The following is a 26,082-nucleotide window of genomic DNA, read 5'->3' as shown; positions in this document are numbered from 1 at the left end:
GCCGAGTGCCAGAGTGCCAGAGTGCCAGAGTGCCAGAGCGCCAGAGCGCCAGAGCGCCAGAGCGCCAGAGCGCCAGAGCGCCAGAGCGCCAGAGCGCCAGAGTGCCCGAGTGCCAGAGCGCCCGAGTGCCCGAGCACCGCGACTGCCCCTCGCACCCCGAGCGCGCGACTACAAAAATACCCGCCAACACCACCGAACCCGTCCCCCGCTAAAGGAGAACCCTTGATCCGCCACTTGCCGCCGAGAGTATCCGCCGCGCAGTTCGACCGGGCGCTCGCCGCCTGGCGCTCGATTGTCGGCGAGCCGCATGTCGTGGATTCGGCGGCCGGACTCTCCACTTATCTCGATCCGTTCGCCCCCGGAGAACGTGAGGCGTTCGCGGCGAGCGCTGCGCTGCTGCCCGCATCCGTCGATGAAATTCGCGCGGTGCTGCGCGTGGCGAATCAATATCGCATTCCGTTGTGGACCGTCTCCACGGGGCGCAATTTCGCGTACGGCGGCGCAGCGCCGCGTCTTACCGGTTCGGTCGTGCTCGATTTGCAACGGATGAACCGCATCGTCGAAGTGAACGAGACGCTCGCCTATGCGCTCGTCGAGCCGGGCGTGAGCTACTTCGATCTCCACGCGCACCTGCACGATAAGGGCTACAGGCTGTGGGTCGATCCGCCGGCGGCCGGCTGGGGCAGCGTGGTCGGCAACACGCTCGAACGCGGCTTCGGCTACACGCCATACGGCGATCACGCGGCCACGCAATGCGGGATGGAAGTGGTGCGGGCCAACGGCGACGTGTTGCGAACCGGCATGGGCGCAATCGACACCAGCACCGCATGGCAGCTTTACCAGCCCGGTTACGGACCTTCATTCGACGCAATGTTCATGCAGTCGAACTACGGCATCGTCACCAAGCTCGGCGTCTGGCTGATGCCCGCGCCGCCCGCGTATCTGCTCGGCGAAATCCAGTTCCGCAATGAAGCTGATCTGGAGGCCATCGTCGACATATTGCGGCCGTTGCGGCTCGATGAGACGATCCGCAATCACGCGGTGATCGAGGGCGGCTTGCGACGCGCCGCCGGATTGTCGGCGCGCGCTCAATGGTACGACGGCCCCGGCGCGATGCCCGAAAGCGCGGTCACCGCGATGCTCGACAAACTGGACGTCGGCCGCTGGAACCTGCATTTTGCGCTGTACGGCACGCCCGAGGTGATCGACGCACGCTATGCAATCGTGCAGCGCGCGTTCGCGCGTGTGCCTCACGCGCGGCTCGTGGCAAAGCGTTATGCGGGCGATGCACAGCCCACCGCGGGCGGCGACCGCAATCTCGCCGGCATTCCCGCAATGAGCGCCTTTCGCATGCTCGACTGGCGCGGCGGCGCGGGCGCGCACGTGGACTTCGCGCCTGTATGTCCCGCGACCGGACGCGATGCGCTGCGCCAATACTCGATGGTGAAGGCCCGAGCGGCCGAGTACGGCTTCGACTACTACGGCGGCTTTACAGCGGGCGTGCGTCATCTGCATCACATCTTCGCGGCCATTTTCGATCGCGACGATGCGAACCAGGTCGAGCAGGCGGGCGCCTTACTGCGCTCGTTGATGAGCGATGCGCGCGCGGCCGGTTATGGCCAATATCGCGCGCATCTCGCGTATATGGATTTCGCCGCCGCGCAGTACAGTTTCAACGACGGCGCATTGCTGCGGCTGTCGGAAAGGATCAAGGACGCGCTCGACCCGAACGGCGTCCTCGCGCCGGGCAAGCAGGGCATCTGGCCTGCGGCGTGGCGCGAGCGGCGCGGCTATACATGAACGTCAGATGACCATTAGGCGGGCGTTGCGCAACTGTTAGGCGAGCATTGCGCTCGCTGAGCGACTCAACAGGCAAACGAACAGGCAAACGAACAGGCAAACGAACAGGCGAACGAACAGACAAACCAACAGGCAAACCAACAGGCGAACCAACGCATGGACCGGCGCACCTTCATGATGACGAGTGCATGGCTTTCCACCACAGCAGGTTCTGCGTGGCCATGGCTCACGCATGCCGCGGCGCGTCGCGACACGTTCGCGATTGCCGATTCCACGCTCGCGTTCAGCGCCGCATTCGCCCGCTACGCGGCGGCGATGAAGTTGCCGATATTCGAAACCGGCGACGACATCGGCTTGCTGTGGCACACGGCCCTTGCGCCGATGCTCCGGATATCGACTAACGGGAAACCGGTGCCGTGGCTAATAGGCGTGACACGCGCGTCCGACTATTTCGTGCTCAAAGAACTCGCCACGAGTGCAACGCATCGCATCGAGCACGGCCATGAACAGAGCCATGAACAAAGCACGCAGTCCGCTCACGTAAGCTTTGTATTCGCGCCTCGCTAGAACTTATAAGCCTTGTTCTTCGGATCGAAAGTCGAATCGTCGAAAGTTTCCGGCGTGATCGTTTCGAACACGATCTTCTCGAAGATGCGGCCGTCATTGTCGTAAGACTCGACAGTGCGGAAATACGGATGCCGCAAATCGAGCCCAAGCGTTTCTCTCTTTGCGTAGAACTGCGGCTGGCCGTTCGGTGTCTCGAACGTGAACGCGACTACGCGCACGCCGTCGATCGTCTTCACTTCGATCTGCGTCGAGCGCGGCAAGCCGGCCTCGATAAATTTTTTGCCCTCGGCGAGGTATTGCTGAGCGACGTATTCGGTTCCGAGATCGCGCACGTCATGGTTCGATTGCGAGCGGGCGAGGGCGCCGTTCAACGACGTCCATAACGGCATCACATTCATGATGCCGCCCAGATGTCCGTACATTTCGTCCGCGCGCTTGGACTCGTCGTAGAGGATCTCCTGGCCTGCGTGCGCGCCGTCGGGCAGCCACTTCGCGTAGATGCGAAGCGGGTCGTGCGCGACCCGCACCAGCATATGGTCCGGCTTGTCGGGCCACTGGCCGCGAATGCGTTCCGAACGCGACATCGTCATTTCATACGACGCGTAGCCGTTCGGCCCTTCCTTGATATAGCGCGGCAACGCGAGCGGATCGAGCGACTTGAAGAGCGCGACAAGTTGCGCGTCGCCGAGCGTTTGGAGCGCGCCGCTTTGTTGCGCTGCGCGCAGCCATTTGACCTGGTGATCCAGCGTCAGCTTGCCAACCTGCGACGCCGGCGTGGAAGGCGCCTTGACAGCGCTCGCGGCTTCGAGCGGCGGCGGCTTGTCGTCGTTTTGCGCAAACGCGGGCACTGTCGCGATGCTCGCCGCGCCGGCCATGCACGCGCCCAGCAGCAGCGTGCCAAGACCGCACCGGTGCGATGCACTACCAGACGCTGCGAGCGCCGGCGCGGTGCCGCTCGCGCTAACGTGAGCGTCGGGCCGCACGAAACGGGCAATGCGCAGACGTGCGAACAGGCGGTGCGTCATCGAACTCTCCGAAAGGGTGGCGCAAGAGATCATGCAAGCGCCTTGCCTCTCAGGCAGTCTTTTGCTTCGCGAGTTCCTCGTCTCGCAGCGCGCGGCGCAGAATCTTGCCGACGTTAGTTTGCGGCAGATCGTCACGAAACTCGACCACCTTCGGCACCTTGTAGCCCGTCAGGTTTTTGCGGCAATGAGCGATGACCTGCTCGGCGGTCAGCGACGGATTGCGCTTCACGATGAACACCTTCACGCGTTCGCCCTGGGCGTCGTCGGGCACACCGATTGCAGCCACCTCGCGCACATCGGGGTGCGCCGCGATTACGTCCTCAATCTCGTTCGGATAGACGTTGAAGCCCGAGACCAGAATCATGTCTTTCTTGCGGTCGATCAGCCGGATAAAGCCGCGCGAATCCATCACGCCGATGTCGCCGGTCGCAAGCCAACCTTCGTCGTCGATCACCTTCGCCGTTTCTTCTGGCCGGTTCCAGTAGCCTTTCATGACCTGCGGCCCCTTCACGCACAATTCGCCCGCTTCGCCGATGTTGGCCCAACTGCCGTCGTCCTTCTTGAAGCGGACTTGCGTGGAGGGCGCGGGCAGGCCGATCGAGCCTTCGAAGTCGCGCAGGTTCGAGATGTCGACGGGATTCATCGACACGATGGGCGAGCATTCGGTCAAGCCGTAGCCTTCGATAATCGGCTTGCCCGTGACGGCCTTGAAGCGCTCGGCCACCGACCGCTGCGTTGCCATGCCGCCCGCCATTGCCAGTTTCAGGTCGGAGAAATCGCGCTTGCAGAATTCCTCGTTCTCGAGAAACGCGTTGTAGAGCGTGTTGACCGCCGTCATGCCGGTGAATTTCTCGTGACGGATGATCATCATCACGCGCTTCATGTCGCGCGGATTCGCGATCAGAATGTTGCGCCCGCCGAGACCCATGAAGATCAGCGCGTTCACCGTCAGCGAATAGATGTGATAGAGCGGCAGCGGCGTGAGCACGGTTTCGACTTCGCCGCTCAATTGACCTTCGGCCCACGCCTTTGCCTGCAGCAGATTGGCGATGATGTTCCGGTGCGTGAGCATCGCGCCCTTCGCGACGCCGGTCGTTCCGCCGGTGTACTGAAGAAACGCGATATCGTGATGCGTCGGCCGAACAGGCGTGAGCGGCCGCGTATAACCGATGGCAAGCGCCTCCAGCAACGCAACGGCGTTCGGCAGCGTGTACGCGGGCACCATTTTCTTCACGTGGCGCAGCATGAAATTGAGCAGACGTCCCTTCAGATTCAGACCGTCGGCGAGCAGATCGCCGAGTCCCGTCACGATCACGTTCTGCACCTTGGTGCCCGGCAGCGCGTCCTGCACCGTCTTCGCAAAGTTCTCGAAAACGATGATGGTCTGCGCGCCGCTGTCCTTCAACTGATGCGCGAGTTCGCGCACGGTATAGAGCGGATTCACGTTGACCACCACCGCGCCGGCTTTCAGTATGCCGAACAGCGACACCGGATATTGAAACGTATTGGGCAGCATGATCGCGACGCGCTCGCCCGGCTTCACGCCGATGCTTTGCAGGTATGCGGCGAAGGCCGTCGCCTTGTGGCCGAGTTCGCCATAGGTCATGCTCTCGCCGACGCTCACGTACGCAACGCGCTCACGGAATTGCGCGATGCATTCGTCGAAGAAGTGCACGAGGGAGTCGTATTTGCCTACGTCGATCTCATGCGGCACGTCGGCGGGATACGACGCGTACCAGATGCCGTCGGTGTTGGGCGACTGGTTCGGGCGCCCCGTTGCGTCGTGCATTGCGTGAGGAGTTGCCGCCGCGTCTGCATGAGCGGCCCCGGTCGCCTGATTCGCAGCGGCGGGCGAGAGCGAGGCTTGAGTGGGCTGGGTCATCGGTCGTCTCCTGAAGCCTTGGCTTCAATTGTTTATGCGCTGGTTGAAGCGGTCCAGCATGTTGCTGCTTTTGCTTCCGTTTTGCTTCGCTTTTGCCTGGCGCTTGCTTGCCAGTAGCTTGCCGGTAGCTCTCCAGTTACTCGCCTGTTGTCAGGTCCCGCTTTCCATCTGCATAACGCCGCCGCGGCGCTCAACGCTCGAGTATCGCCACCACGCCCTGGCCGCCCGCCGCGCAGATCGAAATCAGTCCGCGCGCGGTGCCCGCCGGCTTGTCGAGTTGAGCGAGCATCTTCGCCAGACCCGCAACGATGCGGCCGCCCGTCGCCGCGAACGGATGCCCGGTCGCGAGCGAGCCGCCGTTCACGTTGAGCTTCGCGCTGTCGATCGAACCGAGCGGCGCGTCGAGGCCAAGCTGCGTGCGGCAGTATTCGTCATCCTGCCACGCCGCGAGCGTGCACAGCACCTGCGCCGCGAACGCTTCGTGAATCTCGTAGAAATCGAAGTCCTGCAACGTCAGTCCGGCTCGCGCAAGCATGCGCGGCACTGCGTAGGCGGGCGCCATCAGCAGGCCTTCTTTCTTGTCGAAGAAGTCGACTGCCGCGGTTTCCGACCAGCTCAGATACGCGAGCACCGGCAACCCGTGGCGCGCGGCCCACTCCTCGCTTGCAAGCAGTACGGCGGAGGCGCCGTCGGTAAGCGGCGTGGAATTGCCCGCGGTCAGCGTGCCCGCGTCGCGATCGAAGGCGGGCGCGAGCGCGGCGAGCTTTTCCAGCGTGAGGTCCGAGCGCAGATTGTTGTCGCGCGCGAGGCCGCGATACGGCGTCATCAGATCGTTGACGAAGCCGCGTGCGTAAGCTTCGGCCAGTTTGCGGTGACTCTCGTAAGCCAGCACGTCCTGTGCTTCGCGCGAGATGTTCCAGCGCTTGGCCATCAGTTCGCAATGCTCGCCCATCGAAAGGCCGGTACGCGGCTCGCCGTTGCGCGGCAGGAGCGGCTTGAAGAACATGCCGGGCCGCAGCTTCGCGAGCGCGCCCACGCGCTGGCCCGTACTCCTGCCGCGATTCGCTTCGAGCAGAATCTTGCGCATGTTTTCGTTGACGCCGATAGGCGCATCCGATGTCGTATCGACGCCGCCCGCGATACCCGCTTCGATCTGTCCCAACGCGATCTTGTTGGCGACGAGTATGGCGGCTTCGAGCCCCGTACCGCAGGCCTGTTGAACATCGTACGCGGGCGTTTCCTTCGCGAGTGTGGTGGACAGCACGGATTCGCGCGTCAGATTGAAGTCGCGCGAATGCTTGATGACGGCGCCCGCCGCAACTTCGCCGAGACGTTCGCCGTGCAGGCCATAGCGGTCGATCAGTCCTTGCAGCGTGAAGGTCAGCATGTCCTGATTCGACGCGGTCGCGTACGCGGTGTTCGAGCGGGCGAACGGAATCCGGTTGCCGCCGATAATCGCGACGCGGCGCACGGGTGGCAGCGGGTGGGACATGCCTGGCTCCTTCAGCTAGTTGCGTGGGGTGAGGGTTGGGGTTCGAGTGCGAGCGCCGCTATCGGGCAAACGGCGCGCGCTTCATTGCAATCTCCATTGCATGCGGCCGCGCAAATGCGGCTTTTCTCCGGCGATGTCGCGCACCTCGATATCGCGTTCGATCAGCGAAGACGACGCGCTCCACAACGACGCTTCGCCTGGCAGCAGCATCGGCAGCTTGAATTCGGCACTGAGCGTGGCTTCGGCAAGCGGTTTAGGCGGATGCAAGGACGATGCCGCGCGCGCGAGCGTCCACATGCCGTGCGCGATCGCGCGCGGAAAACCGAACGCTTTGGCGGAGAGCGCGCTCATGTGGATCGGGTTGTAGTCGCCCGACACGCTCGAGTAATCGCGGCCGAGCTGCGGCGCAAGCTGCCAGCGCGCGATGCGTTGCAACGCCGCGGTATCGACCTGAAGTGGTTCGAGCTGCGCGCCGCTCGCCGGCACGCCGCGTTTCAGATAAACGCTGTCGCCGTCCCACACCGCTTCGCCGCGCCGGTAAATGCGGGTATGCAGCAGGAACGCCTGGCCCTTGTCGTGGCGCAGCAGCGCGCCGAATTCCACCTCGACCCGCAGCAGGTCCTTGTACGCGAGCGGCCGGCGCAGACGCACATGATTGGCCAGATGCAGCAGGCCGACCGCGGGCCACGGGAACGCCGGATCGGTCAGCATCAGCAGATGCAAGGGGAACGCGAGCAGATGCGGATACGTGAGAGGCACGCCATGCTCCGGGATGAAGCCGCACACGCGCGCGTAACGCCACGCCGGCCCCGGATCGAGCGCGACGGCGGGGCGCACGAGGCGCAACGCGGGCAACTGCGTGGGGCGTCCGCGTTTGACGATGCCCGACAAAGCGCGCGCATAGAGCTTCGCCGGCGTCGGCAGGGTTTCGACGACGACAGTCTTGGGCCGCACCGCGTGCGGCGCGAGCTTCGTTGCATGATTCCCGCCAAACGGATCGCCGGGTTCATCCATGCTCATGCTCCGATCAGGCTTTGTCCGCACACGCGCACGACCTGGCCGCTGATGCCGGCCGACCCTGGATGCGCGAGCCACGCGATAGTCTGGGCGACGTCGACAGGCAGGCCGCCCTGCGCGAGCGAATTCATCCGGCGGCCTGCCTCGCGAAGGGTCAGCGGCATCTTCGCGGTCATCTGCGTTTCGATGAAACCCGGCGCGACCGCGTTGATCGTAATGCCGCGCGGGCGCAGCAGCGGCGCCATGCTTTGCACGCGGCCGATCACGCCGGCTTTCGACGTCGCGTAATTGGTCTGGCCGGGATTGCCCGCGATCCCGCTGATCGACGACACGCCGACGATGCGCCCGCCGTCGCGCAGAATGCCCGCCGCGAGCAGCGCGTCGTCGATACGCTCCTGCGCGCACAGGTTGATGTCGATCACGCTTTGCCACGCGCTGCCTGTCATCTTCGCGATGGTTTTGTCTTTCGTGATGCCGGCGTTGTGCACGACGATGTCCACGCCGTGATCGTCGAGCGCGGCGGCGATATGCGCGGGCGCTTCGGGCGCGGCGATGTCGAAGGTGAGGGCGGTGCCGTTCAACTGGCGCATGGTGGCTTCGAGCGCGTCGCGCGCGGGCGGAATGTCGATGCCGATCACGTGCGCGCCTTGCGCCGCGAGCACGCTCGCAATCGCCGCGCCGATGCCGCGTGCGGCGCCTGTCACGACCGCGCGCCGGTTCGCGAGCGACTGGTTCCAGTCGAAGGGCGATGCAGCGTTGTTACCGATGGCATCGGTAACGGCCACGCGATTCGCAACACGATGCAAACCGTCTGCGGCGATTCGCACCACCTGGCCCGACACATACGCCGAACGCGGTGACAGAAAGAAGCGCAGCGTGGCTTCCATTTCGCGCTCGGCGCCTTCGGCGACATAGACCAGATTCGCCGTGATGCCGCGCCGAGCTTCCTTGCCGAGCGAACGCGTGAGTCCTTCCAGCGCGCGTTGCGCGGTCCATTTACGCGGACTCGTGCACGCTTCGGGCGGCCGTCCCAACACGACGATGCGCCCGCATTTCCCAAGGGAGCGGAGCGTGTCGTGAAAGAACGCGTGCAGCGGTTCCATCTGGCCGCTTTCGTCGATACCGCTCGCGTCGAAGATCAATGCGCCAACACGCGCGGCCGAGCCCGACTCCGCGGGTTCAAAGCGCCCCGTCAGCAGACCGTGACGGTGCGCCAGGGGCATCCACAATCCGGCGCTTTCATGCGCTACGCTCGTCACGCCGATGCTCGCCACCAGGTCCGCCAGCGAATCGAGCAGATGCGGCTCGCGCCCTGCGCCAATCGCGACCAGGCCGCCGAACTCGGGCTCGTCGGCGCGATAGCGGCGCAGCACCTCGGGCTTCGGAAGGCCCAGAGAACGCGCAACGCGTGCGCCGAACGGCGAATTGACGAAGTTCAGGTAAGAGTCGTTCATATTGTTCGTTGCTCCGCTGGACACGCCCGCACGTCTGTCAGTGTGCACTGAGTTTGGCGCATCGGCGTGCCACCCAGCGAGGTTTTTTCATGCGTTTGCGCAAGCATCCATGGGAATCACAGCGCCGCTTCCATGACCTTTTCGAGCGCCTCCTTGCGTTGTTGCAGACTGGCGAGAATGTCGAAATCGGCGGGGAAATCGTCGACTTTCACGACTTGTGCGGCGTAGCGCGCGTAGTCGCCGAGCACACGCCGCTCGTCCGCGTCGATCAGGCCTTGTTGCAGCGCGGCGTCGGCCCATGCGGCGAGTTGCACGACGCTCTGCGGCATTGGCTCGAGGCGCCGCTCCTTTACCGCTTCGCGCAGCTTCTGCTCAATCTGCGTGAAGCGCGGGTTCAGTTCGAACACGAGTTCGCCGTAGCCGAGCGCGTCGACATCCGGGTGCGGCACGTACGAGTCCGACACCAGCCGGTCGCGCGCGGCGCCTGGCGTCTGCATCAATTCGGCGATCTCGCTGCCCAGGCGGTCGGACGGTTCGCGATGCGGCAGCCCGAACGGGAACGCCAGCACACGCACGAGGCCGGCGGCGAAGCGCTTCGGATAGTTCGCGAGCACGCCGTCGAGCGCCTGTTGCGCGCGATAGAGCGAATCTTCGACGCCCCAGCGCACGAGCGGCAGATCGTCTTCCTGACGGCCTTCGTCCTCGAAACGCTTGAGCGTCGCGGAGATCAGATAAAGCTGCGAGAGCACATCGCCAAGGCGCGCCGAGATGCGTTCGCGGCGCTTCAAATCGCCGCCGAGCACGAACATGGAGACATCCGCGAGCAGCGCGAAAACGGTGGCAAGCCGCGTGGCCGCGCGGTAGTACGCGTGAAGCGGCGCATGCGCGCCGCGCGGCTTCGCAATGAATGCACCGCCCGTGATGCCGTAGACGAAGCTGCGTACAACGTTCGAAAGCGTGAAGGCGACATGGCCGAAGAATGCGTCGTCGAAATCGCGCAGCGCTTTGGCGCGGTCCGTCTCGCGCGTCGCGCTCATCTCCTTCAACACATACGGATGGCAGCGAATCGCGCCCTGGCCGAAGATGATCAGGCAGCGCGTGAGAATGTTCGCGCCTTCCACGGTGATCGCAATCGGCACCTGCTGATACGCGCGCGCCAGAAAGTTAGACGGCCCCATGCAGATTCCCTTGCCGGCGGCCACGTCCATGGCGTCGTTGATCACCATGCGGGCACGTTCGGTGATGTGATACTTGGCGATTGCCGAAATCACCGAGGGTTTTTCGCCGAGATCGACCGCATGCGCGGACAGGCGGCGCGCGGCATCCATCACATAGAGATTGCCGCCCATGCGTCCGAGCGCTTCCTGCACGCCCTCGAATTTGCCGACAGCCGTGCGGAACTGGCGACGAACCGCGGCGTATGCGCCCGTGCCGCGCACGGCGAGCTTCGCCATGCCGACATTCGACGACGGCAGCGAGATCGCGCGGCCCGCTGCGAGGCATTCCATCAGCATGCGCCAGCCGTTGCCGACCTGAGCGCGTCCGCCGATCACCCAGTCGAGCGGAATGAAGACGTCCTTGCCGGAGTTCGGGCCGTTCTGGAACACGGCGTTCAGCGGCCAATGACGACGACCGATGTTCACGCCCGGATGATCGGTCGGAATCAATGCACAGGTAATGCCGGGTTCGTCGGCCGAGCCGAGGAGATGCTCGGGATCGAGCGCCCGGAACGCAAGGCCGAGCACGGTCGCGATCGGCCCGAGCGTGATGTAGCGCTTGTCCCATGTGACGCGAAAGCCGAGCGTCTCGCGTCCGTCGAACATGCCCTTGCAAACGATGCCGACATCCGGAATCGCAGCGGCGTCCGAGCCGGCGTACGGGCTCGTCAGCGCAAAGCATGGGATTTCCTCGCCACGCGCGAGACGCGGCAGGTAGTGGTTCTTCTGCTCGTCGGTGCCGTAGTGCATCAACAGTTCGGCGGGGCCGAGCGAGTTCGGCACCATCACCGAAACGGCTGCGGCCGAGCAGCGCGTGGCCAGCTTCATGATGACCTGCGAATGCGCGTACGCGGAGAACTGTTTGCCGCCGTACCGCTTCGGAATGATCATGCCGAGAAAACCACGCTCCTTGACGAATTGCCATGCTTGCGGCGACAGGTCCTGCCACACCATGGTGGTTTCCCAGTCGTTCGCGAGATCGCACAACTGCTCGCATTCGTTATCGAGGAACGCCTGCTCCTCCGCCGACAATGTCGCGGGACCGTAGCCGAGCAGCTTGTCCCAATGAGGCCGTCCGGAGAAGAGTTCGGCGTCCCACCAGACGGTGCCGGCTTCGATCGCGTCGCGCTCGGTCGGCGACATCTCCGGCAGGATCTTGCGAAACACGTCGAGCACCGGCTTCGTGAGCCACGCGCGGCGCAACGGTTTGACGGCGAACACGAGGGCAGGGAGCACCAGAACGATCGCGAAAAGCGTGGTTCCGGCCGCGCCCGCGGCTCCGCTCAATCGTGCGGCCGCAACCCAGACAATCATGAAGGCAAGCCACCATAGCGCGCGCGCCTGAACGTAGACGAGCGCAAGAGCGCCGACAATCAGCAGCAGGATGAACCACGACATGACGTTTCCTCCGTGTTTCCATGATGCGTGCAAACGCATCCACGTTGCGTGGACGGTTCACGTTGTTATCGATGTTGTGTGAGCGGCTCTGCGTCTTTGTGCGTAACGCCCGCATCGGTAAAACGGCCGTTGCGGGCGCTCCTTTTACGTCGCGCCATGCAACGCCTGCTGGAACGAGCACGCTTCGACCGTGCCGCCGCGATGCTTGTCGTCGGAGTCCGCAGGTCCCGAAGAAGCGGATGAAGCCGACGATGACGCTGAACCCGCCGCCGACTCCAACAAGCCCGAGCCGTCGCCATGCGCTTCACTTGCTGCATCGCCAGCACTCTGCTTGCTGCCGTCTATAGCGCTGTCCGCGCCTGTATCGTCGGCATCGCCCAGCACGGCGGCGAACATCGCGAGTTGCGACGCGTCAGGCAGCGGCGCCTTCAGCGCGGCGACCATCAGCGAGGCAAGGCGTGCGATCAGTTGCAGATCGTTCATCGACTTGCCTTGCGAGAACTCGGCGATCAGGCTGTCCGTATCGGTGCCCGCGAGCACGCCCGACAGCGCGCCGATTGCGAAGTGCAGCCGCCAGCCCAATTCCTCGCGCGGCAGATGCGGCAGCGCGCGCTGGAACGCATCGAAGAAACGCACGGCCACCGACGCATAGTGGGCGCTCAGAAAGTCGCGAATGAACGCGGACGGGTCCGTATAAGCGCGGCCCAGCAAGCGCAAAAACGCTTTGCCGCCGACGCGCGGATCGCGCGAGAGCCGCAGCGCCGGGATGAACATTGCGCCGAGTACGTGCTCGCAGGTCAGACGCTCGCCGAGCATCCGGTCGAAACGCTCGAGCAGCTTCACCCGCTCCTGGTTGAGCCGGTCGAGCCGGCGCGACAGCATCGCGTGAATCAGCGACTCCTTGCTGCCGAAGTGATAGTTGACCGCCGCAAGATTGACCTCGGCGCGCGAAGTGATCTGGCGCAGCGACATGGCCTCGTATCCGCAATCGATGAAGAGCGCCTCAGCCGCATCCAGGATGCGTGACTTCGTATCGCCGGCGTGCCGGCCTGTTGTGCGACCTGCCATATTGCGTCTCCCAGTTCTCGGGCGCCCGCTCTGCGAACACGCGATTCAAATAGGTATTTGAAACAGCCGTTTTTTTCAGGATAAGAAGGATGGTCGATCTGGGCAAGGGTCGGATGTCGATTAACTCCTCTAGAAGACCTCGCGCCTCGTGCCCGTCGTGGGTGTTCGCTTCACGTTTGCATCCGGCAATAAAAAAGCCGTTCCGAAGAATCGGAACGGCTTCGCGTGAATCAGTGCCTGTTGTCTGGTCGAATGCTTAAACCTGTCCTTCAACTGTACTTCCTTGCGGATGGGCGCCGACATGTCTGGCCGACTGCGTCATGTCAATGCCGCGGCGCTCGCGGCTAAACGGAATCAGCGCGCAGATCACGGCGGCGACAATGCCGATCACGACCGCCATTACGAGCGCATAGTTGTTGCCGTGCGCTTCAGCGGCGCTCGCCTGCAGCGGACCGTTGACCGAAGCGATCAGATTGCCCAACTGATACACGAGACCGGGGAAGGTCGCGCGGATTTCATCGGGCGAGATCTCGTTCAGATGAACCGGAATGATGCCCCATGCGCCTTGCACGGAGATTTGCATCAGGAACGCGCCGAGGGCGAGCAACACCGGCGTGCTCGAAAAAGCCCACAGCGGCAGCACCGGGAATGCGATCAGCGCGGCGATGAAGATCGCGCGCTTGCGCCCGATCCTCTCCGACAACATGCCGAAAAAGAGCCCGCCGCAGATCGCGCCGATGTTCAACGTGATCGTGATCAACGACACCGTATGCGCGTCGAACTGATGCTGGACGCGCAGGAATGTTGGGTACAGGTCCTGCGATCCGTGCGAGAAGAAGTTGAACGCGGTCATCAGGACGATCGTGTAGAGCGACAGCTTCACGTTCTGCTTCAGCGTTGCGACAAGGCCAGGACGCGCCTGCTTCTCGAGCGTCTTGAAGGCAGGCGACTCCGGCACGTGCGCCCGAATGTACAGCACGAGCAGCGCGGGCAGCACGCCGACAAAGAACATGCCGCGCCAGCCGATGTACTGATAGAACACGCCGAACACGACCGAGGCGAGCAGATAGCCGCTCGGATAGCCTGCTTGCAGCAGGCCGGAGACGATGCCGCGCGATTTCGGCGGCACGGTTTCCATGGTCAATGCGCCGCCCACGCCCCATTCGCCGCCCATCGCGATGCCGAACAGCGCGCGCAACACGAGCAGCGTGGCAAGGTTTGGCGAAAAGCCGGACAGCAGTTCGAGCAGAGAGAAGCACGCGATGTTGACCATCAACGTGGGCCGGCGACCATAGCGGTCCGCGAGCCAGCCGAAAATCAGCGCGCCGACCGGGCGCATCATTAGCGTCAGCATTATGCCGAATGCGACTTCGGGGATTTTCGTATTGAATTCCGCCGCGATATCTTTCAATACGAACACCATTAGAAAGAAATCGAATGCGTCGAGTGTCCAGCCGAGATAGGCGGCAATCGTGACGTTTCTCTGTTCCCGTGTCCAGTTCATTGATGTTCTCCTGGTCTCCAATAACCCGCTTCGATGTAGAGGTGCCCGGTGCGCCCTATGGCATGGGCTTCGAGCGCGAGTGTACGCCGACCGTTAAGCGGCTGCAGGAAAGAGCGCAGCTTTGTCGGTGTTAATCCTGGGAGCAATTATCGTGCTGAATGCCGGGTCGAAGGTAATTGTCGGTTTAGTGTAATTATTGTATTGCGAATGTCTGCGGGAGCGTCGGTATGTTGTAATGGGATTTATTGCCGAACGCCTTTAATCCGGTCGAATTGACTTAGTCGTTTTACGCCGGCCCAATGGCCTTCGTTTCCGATCCGGCCTGCCGCGACGGTAGAATGCGAGCGAACCCCGACTGTCGACGTCCGCCAATGGAACCGCCGGAAACACGATGAGTGACACGATACAAGCGCCGTTTTCCATCCTGTTCGTCGACGACGACGAGATGTCGCGCAACCACTTTGCGCGCGCCGTGCGCGACGACTACCGCGTGCATCTGGCCCACGGCGCCGACGAAGCCATGGCGCTGCTGCAAGAACTCGGTCCTGAAATCGCCGTGCTGGTCACCGACTTTCGCATGCCGGGACGCGATGGTGGCCATCTGCTGCGTGAGGTTGCGCAGGCGTATCCGCAGATCGTGCGCATCCTCGTCACCGCCTACGCCGACAAGGACATGCTGCTGCAAACGTTCAATACCGGCGACCTGTTCCGCATCATCGAAAAGCCGCTTCGCATGGAGTCGGTGCGCGAGGTTCTGAAGCAGGCGGTGGCGCGCTACGTCGAGCGCGAGACGCGTCAGCAAAGGCTGCTTGCAATGGACGAGACGCTTGCGTTCCTCGCTCACGAACTGAACACGCCGCTTGCCGCGATATCGCTTTTTGCGCGCTCGGTCGAAAACGATGTCGCGCAGGAATACGACCCGCAGCGTCAACAGGAAATTGGCACCGCGGCCACCTCGATGCTGAACAACGCGCAGTATTGCCTGACGCTGATCTCGTCGTTCTGGGCGACGGTGCACAAAAGCGGCGGGCCGCAGTCGGCGACCGGCAGCGCCGCGCGCGAGGTCAGGGCGACACGCCTCGTCGCCACGCTACTCGACTCCTATCCGTTCGCCGGCTCGCAGCGCGAATGGATAGGCGTCGACATGCGGGGCGATTTCGTCGTGCATGCTATGCCGAATTGCGTGGCGCTCGTGCTCTCTTCGCTGTTGTCGAATGCGTTGCGTGCGCTCGACGGTTGTCCGGCGCCCTCGCTGCGCATAGAAGTGACGAACGGGCCCGAGCCGGAAATCGGTCTGCACGACAACGGTCCGGGCATTGCACCGGAGGTCAAGGCGCGCTTGCTGCTCGATCCGGTCACGACGCACGCGGGTCGTGGGGGCCACGGTATGGGCATGATCTTTTGCAACCGCATCATGCAGTCGTTCGGCGGCGGGCTGCGGATCGAATCCACGGTCGGTGAGGGCACCACCGTGACAATGCGTTTTCCCGGCATCAGAGGCCGGGTGCATGACGGTGTGAGCGAATCGGCGTCGGACAGTCACGCCGCTTGAGCAGGAAGCGCTAGTTCTCGCGAACCGCGAGACCGCTCGTGTTCGTGGACGTGGTGGCGCTCGCGGCCGTGCTGGTGCTGGTGCTGGTGCTCGTGCTCGTGCGTGCCGTCGCGTCGGCCGGCGCTTCAGGCTGGCCTCTCGCGGCGTTTGCAGACGCCTGATAGCGATACAGCGCGTCGGCTGAACGCTCGCTCAACGCGTCGATCCGCTCGAGCCAGTCCGGCTCCGCGGGCCATTCGCCTTCCAGCGTGCGTGGATAGATGTGCCGCGTGAACTGGTGCAACGCCTTCGCTCCGACGTTGCCGCTCGCGCCAAGCAGCACGTGCAACGCGCCATGCGCGGCGTCGAGGTCGCGGTCGGCGGCGTTCGCGCGAAGCTGCGAAGTCAGCGCGCGGATCTGCTCGATGCCGTTCGCGAACGATTCGTCAATCAGGTCGAGTGCCGCCAGTTCTCCAAGATGAGCGGCGTCGAGCAGATCGTTTTCGCGCACCACGGCGAGACCGCCGCCAGAGCCTGCCGACGCGGCTTGCGCCGGCAACCCCGCCGGGCCTGACGAGCTTGTCGAGCCTGACGACGGCGGCATCTGAGCCGACACCGGCGAGCGCTGCGCCTCGACCGACGCACTGTCGCTGCTGCCGCTGCGCTGCTGCGCGAACTGTCTTGTCAGGCATGCATAGAGCGCGCCGACCTGCACGGGCTTGATCATGACTTCGTTCATGCCCGCGCTGATGCACGCCTGCACCGAGGCGATATCCGACTGGCTCGTCAACGCGATGATCGGCACGCTCGCGTAGCCGTCGGTGCGCGCTCGAATCGCCGCTGCCGTTTCGAGGCCGCCCATTCCCGGCATGTTCATGTCCACCACGATTGCGTCGATGACAGCCTCTTCGTCAAGCCGGTCCAGCACCGCCTGCCCATGTTCGGCCTCCACGACGCTCGCGCCGAAGCGTTCCAGATAGGCCTTGGCGACGAGCCGGCTGTAGTTGTCGTCGTCGGCAACCAGAATCGACTTGCCCGAAAAGTCGTCGAACCGCTGGTTCAGATGGCGCCTGTTGCCGTTCTCGAAAAGCGCTTGCAGCGACGTGAACAGGTCCATGACACTGCAGGACTTGCTGATCATGTCGTCCATGCCTGCGCGGCGCGCCAGCACGCGCGCGATGTTGCCAGGCTCGGACGTGTAGGCGGCGACGAGCACGTTCCAGTTCGGATGATCGCGGCCGGCGCGCAACTGTTCGGTGGCCGAGTAGCCATCGAGCACCGGCATGTTGACGTCCATCAGCACGAGGTCGTATGCCGACGCTTCGCGCAGCATCGCCAATGCGGCCGCGCCGTTTTCGGCTTCGCTCACCTCGGCGCCGACCTTCGCCAGCGTGCGACGTGTGCGGGCGCGCTGAGCGGCGTCGTCGTCGGCGAGAAGAATGCGTTTGCCGTTGAGCACGGCAGTGGCGCGCTCGACGATTGCGCGCTCGTGCGCCGCCACCTCGCTCTCGGTGACGGGCGGAAATTGCAGCGTGAATTGCGTGAACTTGCCGAGCTCCGACTTGCAGGCGATGCTGCCGCCGAACGCGCGCATGGCGCGTTGACAATAGGCAAGTCCGAGGCCCGTACCCGCCGAGTTGCCGGCGGTGCGAAACGGCTCGAACAGATGTGGCAGGATCTCCGGGGCGATGCCGCTGCCGGTATCGCGAACGCTGACGCAGTGCCGGTCGACGGTCAGCGTAAGCGTGGCAGAAGGAAGCGGTGCAATGTGATGCAGCGCGTTCTTGATCAGATTGAAAAGGGTGAACAGATAGACGGTTTCGTCGACCTTGAAGGTGAAATCTTCGAGCACCGCGAGGCGGACCTTGCCGCGCTCTTTCCTGTCGGCAAAACCGTATTCGTCGAGCGCCTTGCGTGTGGTCGCGGCCGCGCTCAGGTAAGTGAGGGAGTCCGAGCGGATCTGTTTGGCACTGACTTCGTCGAGCGTCATTGCGATCACGCGCAGGCCGCGCTCGATCGACAACTGCCCATGCGCGAGATGCCGGTACAGCAGTGCCGCGCCCGCACCCGGAAGCACAGGCGCGCGGCCATGTTCGGTAACGGCGGGCAGCGTCTCTTCCACGCGATCCAGAACGTGTTTCAACTGGCTGAGCGGGTTGCGCATTTCATGCGCAATGGACCCGGCGAGCGCCTGCAGTGCGCGGTTCTTCTCGACGAAGATGCGCCCTTTGCTGATCGCATGACTGAAGGCCATGCTGCACAGGACGACAACCGGCAGCACCGCGAGGTCCGACTGATTCGCCGTGCTCAGCACGATTGGAGCCGGCGAACTGGCTACCGCAGCCAGGCCGCCGGACAGCATGCCGATGCCGATACAGCCCATGAGCAGAAATGGATTGTCGATGCAGAGCGCCATGATGAAGATCATCATGACCTCGGTCATCATCCACATGGTGGAGAATGAATTCCTGATCGCGAGGAACGTGCAGACGAACGGCAGCACGTAGATCAGGCAAACGTGCCAGTAGATCAGCAGGTACTGATTGAACCGCTTCGGCCAGTGCGCCTGAAAGATCAATGGCACGCAGATGAGCGCCGCGCTCAGACGCAGCGGCAGATTATCGTACGGCTGCGGCAGGATGTAAGTCCAGACCAGGTAATAGACGGGGTGGCATACGAGGCCGAGTACGCCTCCCCATCGAATTGCAAACCGGCTTCGTTCCAGCACGTCCTGCATGCTTTCGCGCGGTATTAGCATCTGGCCTCCAGTGACATTTACGAGCCCGTCAATTCATAGTTGCCGTCACGCCGAGATCGAGGTTGATCGCCGAGCCGTCCTTTCCGTGAAAAGGTCCGACCGTAAATCCGTACTTTTTCAGCAGGCCGTGCGTGTAGGAGACCGACCACACGGGCGGGCTGCCGATAATGAAGTCGGAAGCGATGCCTTCCTGCCAGGCGGCATAGCCCTCGGCGAAACAGGTATAGCAGTCGCGCGTGCTCGGCAGCCTGAACGGGAATCTCGAATCGAGGCCTGCCGGGCCGCGGGCGAAACATTCAATATATAGCGTATGTCCGCGAGACGCGAGTTCCGCTTCCACGCTCGCCGCGCGAGGGTGCGAGTCGTCGATCCAGAAGCGGGCCCGCTTGAGGTCCGATGCGGTGAGATAGGGCACGCTGGTGCTGCTCGCGAGGATGGCGCCGTCGAACTGCGGTAATGCGGTGTCGGGGCTGAAGGTGTGGACCGACACCTTGGTGCGTCCAAGCAGGTCCGCCGCCATTAGCTCCCTTGCCTGGTCCGCGAGCAGGTTGACCTTGTCCGGCAAGTCGATCAGCACGAGTTCCTTCGGCGCTTCTTTGTAGAGCAGATACTTGGCGACCGTCGTGCCGAGCCGTCCGGCCGCGCCGAAGAGCGCGAGCTTCGTCTTGCCGAATTCGAGATCGAGCTCGTTGCAGCAGTGGATTGCCCAATCTTTGAGCATTGCCGCGGTGGCCGCGTGACCGGTCGTGATATGCGGCGGCTTGGTTTGCCTTGGCAGCGCGCCATAGTTGCACGCGTAAGGCGTGGAGGCGCCCATCGCGACCATGTTCAAACCGGCCTGGCGCGCCAGTTCGAGCGCAGGGAAGAACTGGGTCTCGCGAAACCGCTTGATGCCGCGCGGACTGCCGAGCCAGAGCTCGAGCGGCACCGGACACGCGATGTTCGCGCCGATCATCTGCGAGCCCGAATAGATTGGCGATGCAATGAACGGCTTGGTGCGCCAAAGCTCTTCTTCGAACGACTCGTTTCTTGTTTTTACGTTGTGAAAGGAAAAAGAAAGTGTATCCCAGTCTGTAGCGTGAAAGAGAAACCCGACACCGCCCTGGCCCGTGGGCAGATTATCGCGAATCTGCTCCGGGTGGATCGTGTGTTTGAGTGTCAACGGCGCACCGGACGAGGGCAGGCTGGTGGTGCTGCGCCGGTCGTCGATGGTCGATATTTCGTTGTGAAGAGACGTTCCCATTTGTTTTTTCCTTTTGGTTGACCCGCGCTGCGAGTCAGCGCGGCTTCGTCAGCCGGCATTGGCCGACGATCCATCAACTCTAGAGAAAACCAATAGTTTTTGTCCGTGTGTTCGTGCGCATCGTCGGCCGGGAGGGGGATAGTGCGGCGCGGGCCGTGGCCGAGGACCGCGACAAGCGGTTTCATGTATCGACTGCCGGGCAGCGGCGCAAGCGCGCGGACATTGCAGAGCGGCCGGTGATGAATGGCGCGAATGCGTGGCAAAGCGGGACGTCCGTGCAATTGACACTGGCCGAGGTGCAGGTGAAAAAAACCTGACCATGACCAATCACCCGATTCACCTTTCGCGGCAAAAATAAATTTCTCATGCAATGGAATAGCTGCCCGCCGGCGATGTTTACGTCGGTAACCCCGCTCGTTTCTTCGCAGCTACCAACCACGAGGCCGCTTTGAGTTACACCACGATTCAACCCGCCTGGGTCCGCATCGCACACTGGGTCAACGCGTTAGCCGTCGTGCTGATGGTGATGAGCGGCTGGCAGATCTACGACGCATCGCCCATCTTTGCGGGCTTGCAGTTTCCTTCCACGATCACCTTGGGCGGCTGGCTCGGCGGAGCCTTGCAATGGCACTTCGCGGTCATGTGGGTGCTGGTCGTCAATTTTCTCGTCTACGTCGGGCTCAACATCGTTTCGGGGCGCCTGCGCCGCAAACTGCTGCCGGTGAGCATCAGGTCGATTGCAAGAGATCTCACGGCGGCCCTGCGCGGCAAGCTGGAGCATGAAGACCTATCGCGCTACAACGCAGTGCAGAAGTTCGCCTACCTCGTGGTGATCGTCGATATCGCGCTCGTCATTCTGTCGGGGCTCGCGATCTGGAAGTCCGTGCAGTTTCCGCTGCTGCGCACGTTAATGGGCGGATATGACAACGCACGAGTCGTGCATTTCGTCGCGATGAGCGTGCTGGTCGCATTCTTCGTCGTGCACATTGCGATGGTCGCGCTCGTGCCGCGCTCGCTGCTCATGATGATTCGGGGACGCTAACCATGACCCTTCGCAACAAGTCCGGAAAACTCACTGCGTTTGCGCAGTCTCATGCAGAGACGATCATCAAGGATGCGCGCAGCGAACTCAAGAATCCGGCGCGCCGTCTGCTGGGCCAGCGCATTCTCACGCTTGGCGGGATCGCGCTGCTGTCGGGCTGCGATCTGTCCAACGACAAGTCCGTGAATACGATGCTGCGCAAGATGTCGTCCTTCAACGACGACGTGCAGGCATTGCTCTTCAGTCCGAACACGCTCGCGCCGACGTATCCCGAATCGATGATCACCCGGCCGTTTCCGTTCAACGCGTTCTACGATATCGACGACGTCCCCGAGGTCGATGCCGCGAGCTACCGGCTGGAAGTGAGCGGCCTCGCGAACGGCAAGCGCGTGTGGACGCTCGACGAGTTGCGCGCGTTGCCGCAGGAAAGCCAGATTACGCGCCATATCTGCATCGAAGGGTGGAGCGCGATCGGCCGTTGGGACGGCGTGCGCTTTGCCGGGTTCCTGAAGCGCGCGGGCGCCGACATCACGGCAAAGTATGTGTCGCTGCATTGCGCGGACAACTACTGGACGAGCATCGACATGCCGACGGCGCTCCATCCGCAAACGCAGCTCACGCTTGGCTACGACGGCGGGCCGCTGCCGCCGAAATACGGCTTCCCCATGAAGCTGCGCATGCCGACCAAGCTGGGCTACAAAAATCCAAAGCATATCGTCGCAATCAGCGTGACGAACGACTATCCCGGTGGTTACTGGGAGAACCAGGGCTACAACTGGTTTGGCGGTTCCTGATGTTCATTGGCCCGTTCAGGGCTTTGCAGTTCTCTCAACCGTTTCTCATGGAGCATTCATGTCTATTCGCCTGAAACTCGGCGTCACGCTTGCGGCGCTGTCTTTTGCCGGTGCCGCGCTTGCGCAGACGCCCGCCGCCAAACCGTCGCGCATTCGTGGCGATATCGTCGCGCTGGATGGCGACGTCCTGAAGGTGCACCGCCGTAGCGGCGACACGGTGTCGATCGAACTGAAGCCCGCCGTTACCGTGTCGGCAGTCAAGTCGATGCAGCTTTCCGACATCAAGCCGGGCTCGTTCGTCGGCACTGCCGCCACGACCGGCACCGACGGCAAGCTGACGGCAACCGAGGTGGTGGTATTCCCGGAAGCCGCGCGCGGCACGGGCGAAGGTCACTATGACTGGGACCTCGGCCCGAACAGCACGATGACCAATGCGAACGTCGACACAGTCGTTCAGGGCACGAGCGGCCGAAACCTGAAGCTGTCGTACAAGGGCGGCAATAACGAGGTGACGGTGCCGCCGAATGTACCTATCGTGACCTTTACGACGGCCGCGCGCACCGACCTGACGCCGGGCAAGAAGGTGTTCATCGTGGCAACGGCGGCGTCACAGGGAACGTATGTCGCTCAACGCGTGGTTGTCGAAAAGGATGGCGTTGCGCCGCCGATGTAACGCGCATTGATGCACCGAGGGCCGACCGTATCGGGTGTCTGACCGACGGGTCCGGCCTTCCAGCAAGCGGCACAGGTAGCGTCCGGGAAAGTACCCGACGAATCACCCAGGCAAGCGCAACGCCACGCGCCGGATCGGCGGGTCGGCGAGTACGGGCTCAAAGTCCGAGGTAAACCGCGCCGGCCGCCACGACCACGCAGGCGAGCCAGCGCTTGCCGCTCACCGCTTCGCCGAGAAACACCCGCCCGATCAGCACCGCGAACACCACGCTGGTCTCGCGCAATGCCGACACCGTGCCCATCGCGCCCGACTGCATCGCCCAGATTACGATGCCATATGCCGCGACCGATACAACGCCGCCCAGCAGCGAGGAGCCGACCGCCATTGGCGCCGAGCGTATCGGGGTCCACAGGGCGGGCACGCCGCGCATCGCGACGAACAGCACCGGCATCAGCCAGTAGAACAGGAACATCGATGCCGTGTAGGCAAGCGCTTCGCCGCCCGACAGGCGCACGCCGATGCCGTCGATCACGGTGTAAAGCGCGATCGTCGCGCCGGTGGTGAGCGCGGCCAGCACGCCGGTGCGCGACACGCGGCCCGCTTCGAGTGCGATTGCAATGATGCCGCCGGATATCATCACGATCCCGGCAGCGCGCAACGGGCCGATCGCCTCATGCGCGAACAGCGCCGCGCCGAGCGTGACCAGAAGCGGCGACGAGCCGCGCGCGATCGGATACGCTTGCGCCAGATCGCCGCGGCGGTAGGCGCGCACGAGGCTCGCGTTATAGCCGATATGCACGAGGCCCGATGCGACGATATACGGCCATGCCGCGGCCGCCGGCAACGGCGTGAATGGAATGATGAGCGTGGCGACCGCCGCGATGGCGATGCTCATCCACGTCATGGAAAGGAAGCGGTCGCGATTGCCGTGCAGCAGCGCGTTCCAGCTTGCATGAAGCAACGCCGCAAAGAGGACGAGACCGCCCGTATAGCCGAGCATGCGCGATCAGGCTGCGGGCGCGACCGATGCGCCCGCAATCCGATGGCGCGCGAGCGATTCCGCCACGAACCCCGACGCCTTCATTTCCTCGACGAAGCTGCGTAACGCGGAGGCCGCCGCTTCACCGCGGCTTTTCGGCGTGCCCATTGCCTGTTGAATGACCATGAAGCGCTCATCGAGAAGCCGCAGTCCGGATGTGCTGCGCGCGTCGGCTTCGAGTTGCTGCTTCACGCCGGCCGCGACTTCGAGACCCTGTTCGAGGAACGTCTGCACGACCGTCGGCGAAGTAGGCGCACGAACGATCTGCGCGGCCTTCAGTTCGCGCGTGAGGAAGAGGTCATAGGCGCTGCCTTTGCCGACCGCGACGCGGTTCTCCGGCTGATCGACGTCCTCATTCGTTCGGACAGGCGAGTCGTCGCGCACCAGATAGAAGCCTTCGATCAGCACGTACGGCGCGGTAAATGCAATCGTCTCGCCACGCAGCGGATCGACGGCAAAGAAGCCGAAATCGGCACGCTCCTCGCTCACGGCCTGCACCGATTTGCCCGCTGCGTCGAACACCACCAGTTCCAGTTCGACGCCGAGCCTCTGTGCAAACGCCCGCGCCAGGTCGACCGATACGCCGAACGGTTCGCCGGTATGCGGGTCTTTGTTAGCGAGAATGGGGTTGCCCAGATTGATCGATGCCCGCACTTTGCCGGCGGGCGTGAACGACGAGACAACGGCTTGATCGATGGTCATGGTGTTCCCGTTATGACCGCGTCTTGCGCGGGCCGTATGAGGTTGAGGAATCGGTTCAAGGTTCGGGGATCTTGCTGATGCGCGGCAGTGCGTCGAGCGTTCCGTCCTGTTCCATCTTAAAGGGAATTGGCGGACTTGCCCAGGCGGCCGGCAACGTGGCACGGCACCTTCGATTGCCGGCCGGCTTGAGGCTCAATCCTTGCAATATCTGTAAAACGATAACCGTCTTGAGCTAGTCTTTCCGCTCACGTTTTGTCGGTTTGTCGCCGGCGCCACCGCCGTTGTCTGCATCACGCCGTTCGTCGCCGGCTTCGCGGTTGTCGACGAACGGCGAATCGGTATCGCTGCCGCCTTCGCGCAGTGCGGTTCGCGCTTCCTTGGCGAGGTTTTCATACTGCTTGCGAAAGCGCGTCAGGTCTTTCTCCTCCAGTTCTTCGAGATCGAGCAGCGCGTTATGAGCGCCTTCGATTGCGCGGATCAGTTCGTCGAGCTTGATCTGCATGGCGGCCGTGTCGCGGTTCTGTGTGTTCTGTATCAGGAAAACCATCAGGAACGTGACGATCGTGGTCGACGTGTTGATCACGAGCTGCCATGTGTCGCTGTAGTGGAAGAACGGGCCCGTGATTGCCCATACGATAACGAGCGACACAGCCACGACGAAAGTGCCGGGCCGGCCGGTCATTGTCGACAGATAGCTGGCAAAGTTCGAAAACCATTTGCTGTTCATTGCGATCTCCGTTGTTGGTCTGGTTCAAACGATGATCGCATACGAGACGTAGCCGGGCTCGGGCTGATTCCGTTGTGTTCCGCGCGCATGCCGCCGACGCCGCCTGTTTGCACGGTGATATTCTTTTCGTTACCTGATCCGGGTTGGCTCCGTGTTTGCTCCGTGTTTGCTCCGTGCTTGCGAAAGCAGCGACGGCAGGGCGCTTTCCCGCATCATGTGAAGACAACACGAACATGGAGGACCGGCGCTCATGAACGATCAGCGAGATCTAGCACCCGACAGCACCGCGGCCCGAGTCGCACTCTGGCGGGCGCTGCACAGGGAAGCCGACGCCGCGCCGCATGTTTTCGATGACCCGGTCGGCCTCGAACTGCTGTCTCCCGGCGACGACTGGCGCCAGCGCGGCGACATGGACCCGGAGTTCACGCGGCCGTTTCGCGCGTCGATCGTGGCGCGCGCACGTTTCATCGAAGATCTGGTGGTCGAACAGGCGGCGCTCGGGATCGGCCAGTATGTGATTCTTGGCGCGGGGCTCGACAGTTTCGCGCAGCGCAGGCCGGAGATTGCTTCGCGCCTTACGGTATTCGAGGTCGATCAGCCGGGGCCGCAGAAGTGGAAGCGTCAGCGGCTGGGTGAGCTCGGGTTCGGCATGCCGTCGTGGCTGCGCTTTGTGCCGGTCGACTTCGAGGCTGGCGAAGCATGGCAGGACCGGCTCATGGCGCAGGGCTTCGACGACAGCAAGCCGGCAATCGTGGTCTCGACGGGCGTGAGCATGTATCTCACGCGTGAGGCAAACGCGGCCACGCTGCGCCAGGTCGCGGCTTTCGCCCGGGGATCGACGCTCGCCATGACGTTCCTGCTGCCGCTGGACATGGCGGACCCCGAAGTGCGCCCCGGACTGAAAATGGCGGAGAAGGGCGCGCGCGAAAGCGGCACGCCTTTTCTCAGTTTCTTCACGCCGGCAGAGATGCTGGCGCTTGCGCACGAGGCCGGCTTCGCGCAGGCGCGGCACGTCTCTGCGACCGACCTCACGCAACGCTACTTCGCCAACAGAAGCGATGGCTTGCGTCCGCCGAACAATGCCGAGGAGTTGCTGGTAGCGAGTACCTGAGCGCGTTTCCTCGCAGGCGCCGCGATAGAGTCGGACGA

Annotated in this window: 21 protein-coding genes; 8 read left to right on the top strand and 13 right to left on the bottom strand. The window is 63.2% G+C overall.

Features of this window, described 5'->3' with window-relative positions:
• The first annotated feature begins 222 nt into the window (after nt 1-222).
• Together JMY24_RS08230 and JMY24_RS08225 are read left to right on the top strand one after the other, a co-directional pair.
• Nucleotides 223-1,800, top strand: a complete 1,578-nt coding sequence (locus tag JMY24_RS08230; protein ID WP_128594877.1) for an FAD-binding protein — start codon at nt 223-225, stop codon at nt 1,798-1,800.
• 156 nt (nt 1,801-1,956) lie between these two features.
• Nucleotides 1,957-2,367, top strand: coding sequence for a hypothetical protein (locus tag JMY24_RS08225; RefSeq protein WP_128592285.1), 411 nt, complete (start codon nt 1,957-1,959; stop codon nt 2,365-2,367).
• Here the strand turns inward: JMY24_RS08225 and JMY24_RS08220 are convergent.
• The 8 genes from JMY24_RS08220 to JMY24_RS08185 form a co-directional block, all read right to left on the bottom strand.
• Nucleotides 2,364-3,242 carry a DUF1571 domain-containing protein gene (locus JMY24_RS08220; RefSeq protein ID WP_413231237.1) on the bottom strand — a complete coding sequence of 293 codons (879 nt, stop codon included), beginning with the start codon at nt 3,240-3,242 and terminating at the stop codon, nt 2,364-2,366. The genes JMY24_RS08225 and JMY24_RS08220 overlap by 4 nt on opposite strands.
• Before the next feature lie 199 nt (nt 3,243-3,441).
• A complete protein-coding gene (locus tag JMY24_RS08215; protein ID WP_128594879.1) occupies nt 3,442-5,274 on the bottom strand; it encodes an AMP-binding protein in 1,833 nt (610 codons plus the stop codon).
• 190 nt (nt 5,275-5,464) lie between these two features.
• Nucleotides 5,465-6,766, bottom strand: coding sequence for an acetyl-CoA C-acetyltransferase (locus JMY24_RS08210; protein ID WP_128590380.1), 1,302 nt, complete (start codon nt 6,764-6,766; stop codon nt 5,465-5,467).
• A gap of 81 nt (nt 6,767-6,847) precedes the next feature.
• Nucleotides 6,848-7,780, bottom strand: a complete 933-nt coding sequence (locus tag JMY24_RS08205) for a MaoC/PaaZ C-terminal domain-containing protein (protein ID WP_201701794.1) — start codon at nt 7,778-7,780, stop codon at nt 6,848-6,850.
• Between the two features lie 2 nt (nt 7,781-7,782).
• On the bottom strand, nt 7,783-9,237 hold the full coding sequence (locus tag JMY24_RS08200) for a 3-oxoacyl-ACP reductase (protein ID WP_128594881.1): 1,455 nt from the start codon (nt 9,235-9,237) through the stop codon (nt 7,783-7,785).
• A 116-nt stretch (nt 9,238-9,353) separates the two neighbouring features.
• Entirely contained in the window at nt 9,354-11,852 is a 2,499-nt protein-coding gene (locus JMY24_RS08195; protein WP_201701792.1) for an acyl-CoA dehydrogenase, read from the bottom strand.
• Nucleotides 11,853-11,996: 144 nt separating this feature from the next.
• Nucleotides 11,997-12,920: a TetR/AcrR family transcriptional regulator gene (locus tag JMY24_RS08190; protein ID WP_128594882.1), complete on the bottom strand. Its 924-nt coding sequence runs from the start codon at nt 12,918-12,920 to the stop codon at nt 11,997-11,999.
• Nucleotides 12,921-13,176: 256 nt separating this feature from the next.
• Nucleotides 13,177-14,424, bottom strand: coding sequence for an MFS transporter (locus tag JMY24_RS08185; RefSeq protein ID WP_128594883.1), 1,248 nt, complete (start codon nt 14,422-14,424; stop codon nt 13,177-13,179).
• 391 nt (nt 14,425-14,815) lie between these two features.
• On the opposite strand from JMY24_RS08185, the gene JMY24_RS08180 reads away from it, so the two are divergent.
• Complete coding sequence (locus JMY24_RS08180; RefSeq protein ID WP_201701790.1) at nt 14,816-15,976, top strand: hybrid sensor histidine kinase/response regulator; 1,161 nt, start codon at nt 14,816-14,818, stop codon at nt 15,974-15,976.
• 10 nt (nt 15,977-15,986) lie between these two features.
• On the opposite strand, the gene JMY24_RS08175 is transcribed toward JMY24_RS08180, so the two are convergent.
• Both JMY24_RS08175 and JMY24_RS08170 read right to left on the bottom strand, forming a co-directional pair.
• Entirely contained in the window at nt 15,987-18,713 is a 2,727-nt protein-coding gene (locus JMY24_RS08175) for an ATP-binding response regulator (RefSeq protein ID WP_201701788.1), read from the bottom strand.
• A 28-nt stretch (nt 18,714-18,741) separates the two neighbouring features.
• Nucleotides 18,742-19,956 (bottom strand): hypothetical protein, encoded by a 1,215-nt coding sequence (locus JMY24_RS08170; protein WP_128595266.1) that lies wholly within the window; start codon nt 19,954-19,956, stop codon nt 18,742-18,744.
• Between the two features lie 107 nt (nt 19,957-20,063).
• On the opposite strand from JMY24_RS08170, the gene JMY24_RS08165 reads away from it, so the two are divergent.
• The 4 genes from JMY24_RS08165 (at nt 20,064) to JMY24_RS08150 (ending at nt 22,465) form a co-directional block, all read left to right on the top strand.
• Entirely contained in the window at nt 20,064-20,273 is a 210-nt protein-coding gene (locus tag JMY24_RS08165; protein WP_201701786.1) for a hypothetical protein, read from the top strand.
• Between the two features lie 131 nt (nt 20,274-20,404).
• Nucleotides 20,405-20,998, top strand: coding sequence for a cytochrome b/b6 domain-containing protein (locus JMY24_RS08160; protein WP_128595264.1), 594 nt, complete (start codon nt 20,405-20,407; stop codon nt 20,996-20,998).
• Between the two features lie 2 nt (nt 20,999-21,000).
• Nucleotides 21,001-21,792, top strand: a complete 792-nt coding sequence (locus tag JMY24_RS08155) for a molybdopterin-dependent oxidoreductase (protein WP_128595263.1) — start codon at nt 21,001-21,003, stop codon at nt 21,790-21,792.
• 58 nt (nt 21,793-21,850) lie between these two features.
• Nucleotides 21,851-22,465 (top strand): hypothetical protein, encoded by a 615-nt coding sequence (locus tag JMY24_RS08150; RefSeq protein ID WP_128585952.1) that lies wholly within the window; start codon nt 21,851-21,853, stop codon nt 22,463-22,465.
• Between the two features lie 157 nt (nt 22,466-22,622).
• Here the strand turns inward: JMY24_RS08150 and JMY24_RS08145 are convergent, their stop codons facing one another.
• The 3 genes from JMY24_RS08145 to JMY24_RS08135 form a co-directional block, all read right to left on the bottom strand.
• The gene (locus JMY24_RS08145; RefSeq protein WP_128595262.1) at nt 22,623-23,465 is read right to left on the bottom strand and encodes a DMT family transporter; all 843 of its coding nucleotides are present in this window, start codon (nt 23,463-23,465) and stop codon (nt 22,623-22,625) included.
• A 6-nt stretch (nt 23,466-23,471) separates the two neighbouring features.
• Nucleotides 23,472-24,206 carry an ABC transporter substrate-binding protein gene (locus tag JMY24_RS08140; protein ID WP_128595261.1) on the bottom strand — a complete coding sequence of 245 codons (735 nt, stop codon included), beginning with the start codon at nt 24,204-24,206 and terminating at the stop codon, nt 23,472-23,474.
• Between the two features lie 232 nt (nt 24,207-24,438).
• Complete coding sequence (locus tag JMY24_RS08135) at nt 24,439-24,933, bottom strand: low affinity iron permease family protein (RefSeq protein ID WP_128595260.1); 495 nt, start codon at nt 24,931-24,933, stop codon at nt 24,439-24,441.
• Nucleotides 24,934-25,183: 250 nt separating this feature from the next.
• Here JMY24_RS08135 and JMY24_RS08130 point away from each other — a divergent pair, with 250 nt between their 5' ends.
• Complete coding sequence (locus JMY24_RS08130) at nt 25,184-26,044, top strand: class I SAM-dependent methyltransferase (RefSeq protein WP_128595259.1); 861 nt, start codon at nt 25,184-25,186, stop codon at nt 26,042-26,044.
• The last annotated feature ends 38 nt before the right edge of the window (nt 26,045-26,082 follow it).

Source organism: Paraburkholderia kirstenboschensis, assembly GCF_904848585.1.
GTDB classification, from domain to species: domain Bacteria; phylum Pseudomonadota; class Gammaproteobacteria; order Burkholderiales; family Burkholderiaceae; genus Paraburkholderia; species Paraburkholderia kirstenboschensis.
The sequence above is the reverse complement of the archived record's forward strand: the minus strand, read 5'-3'. Positions and strand labels throughout refer to the sequence as shown.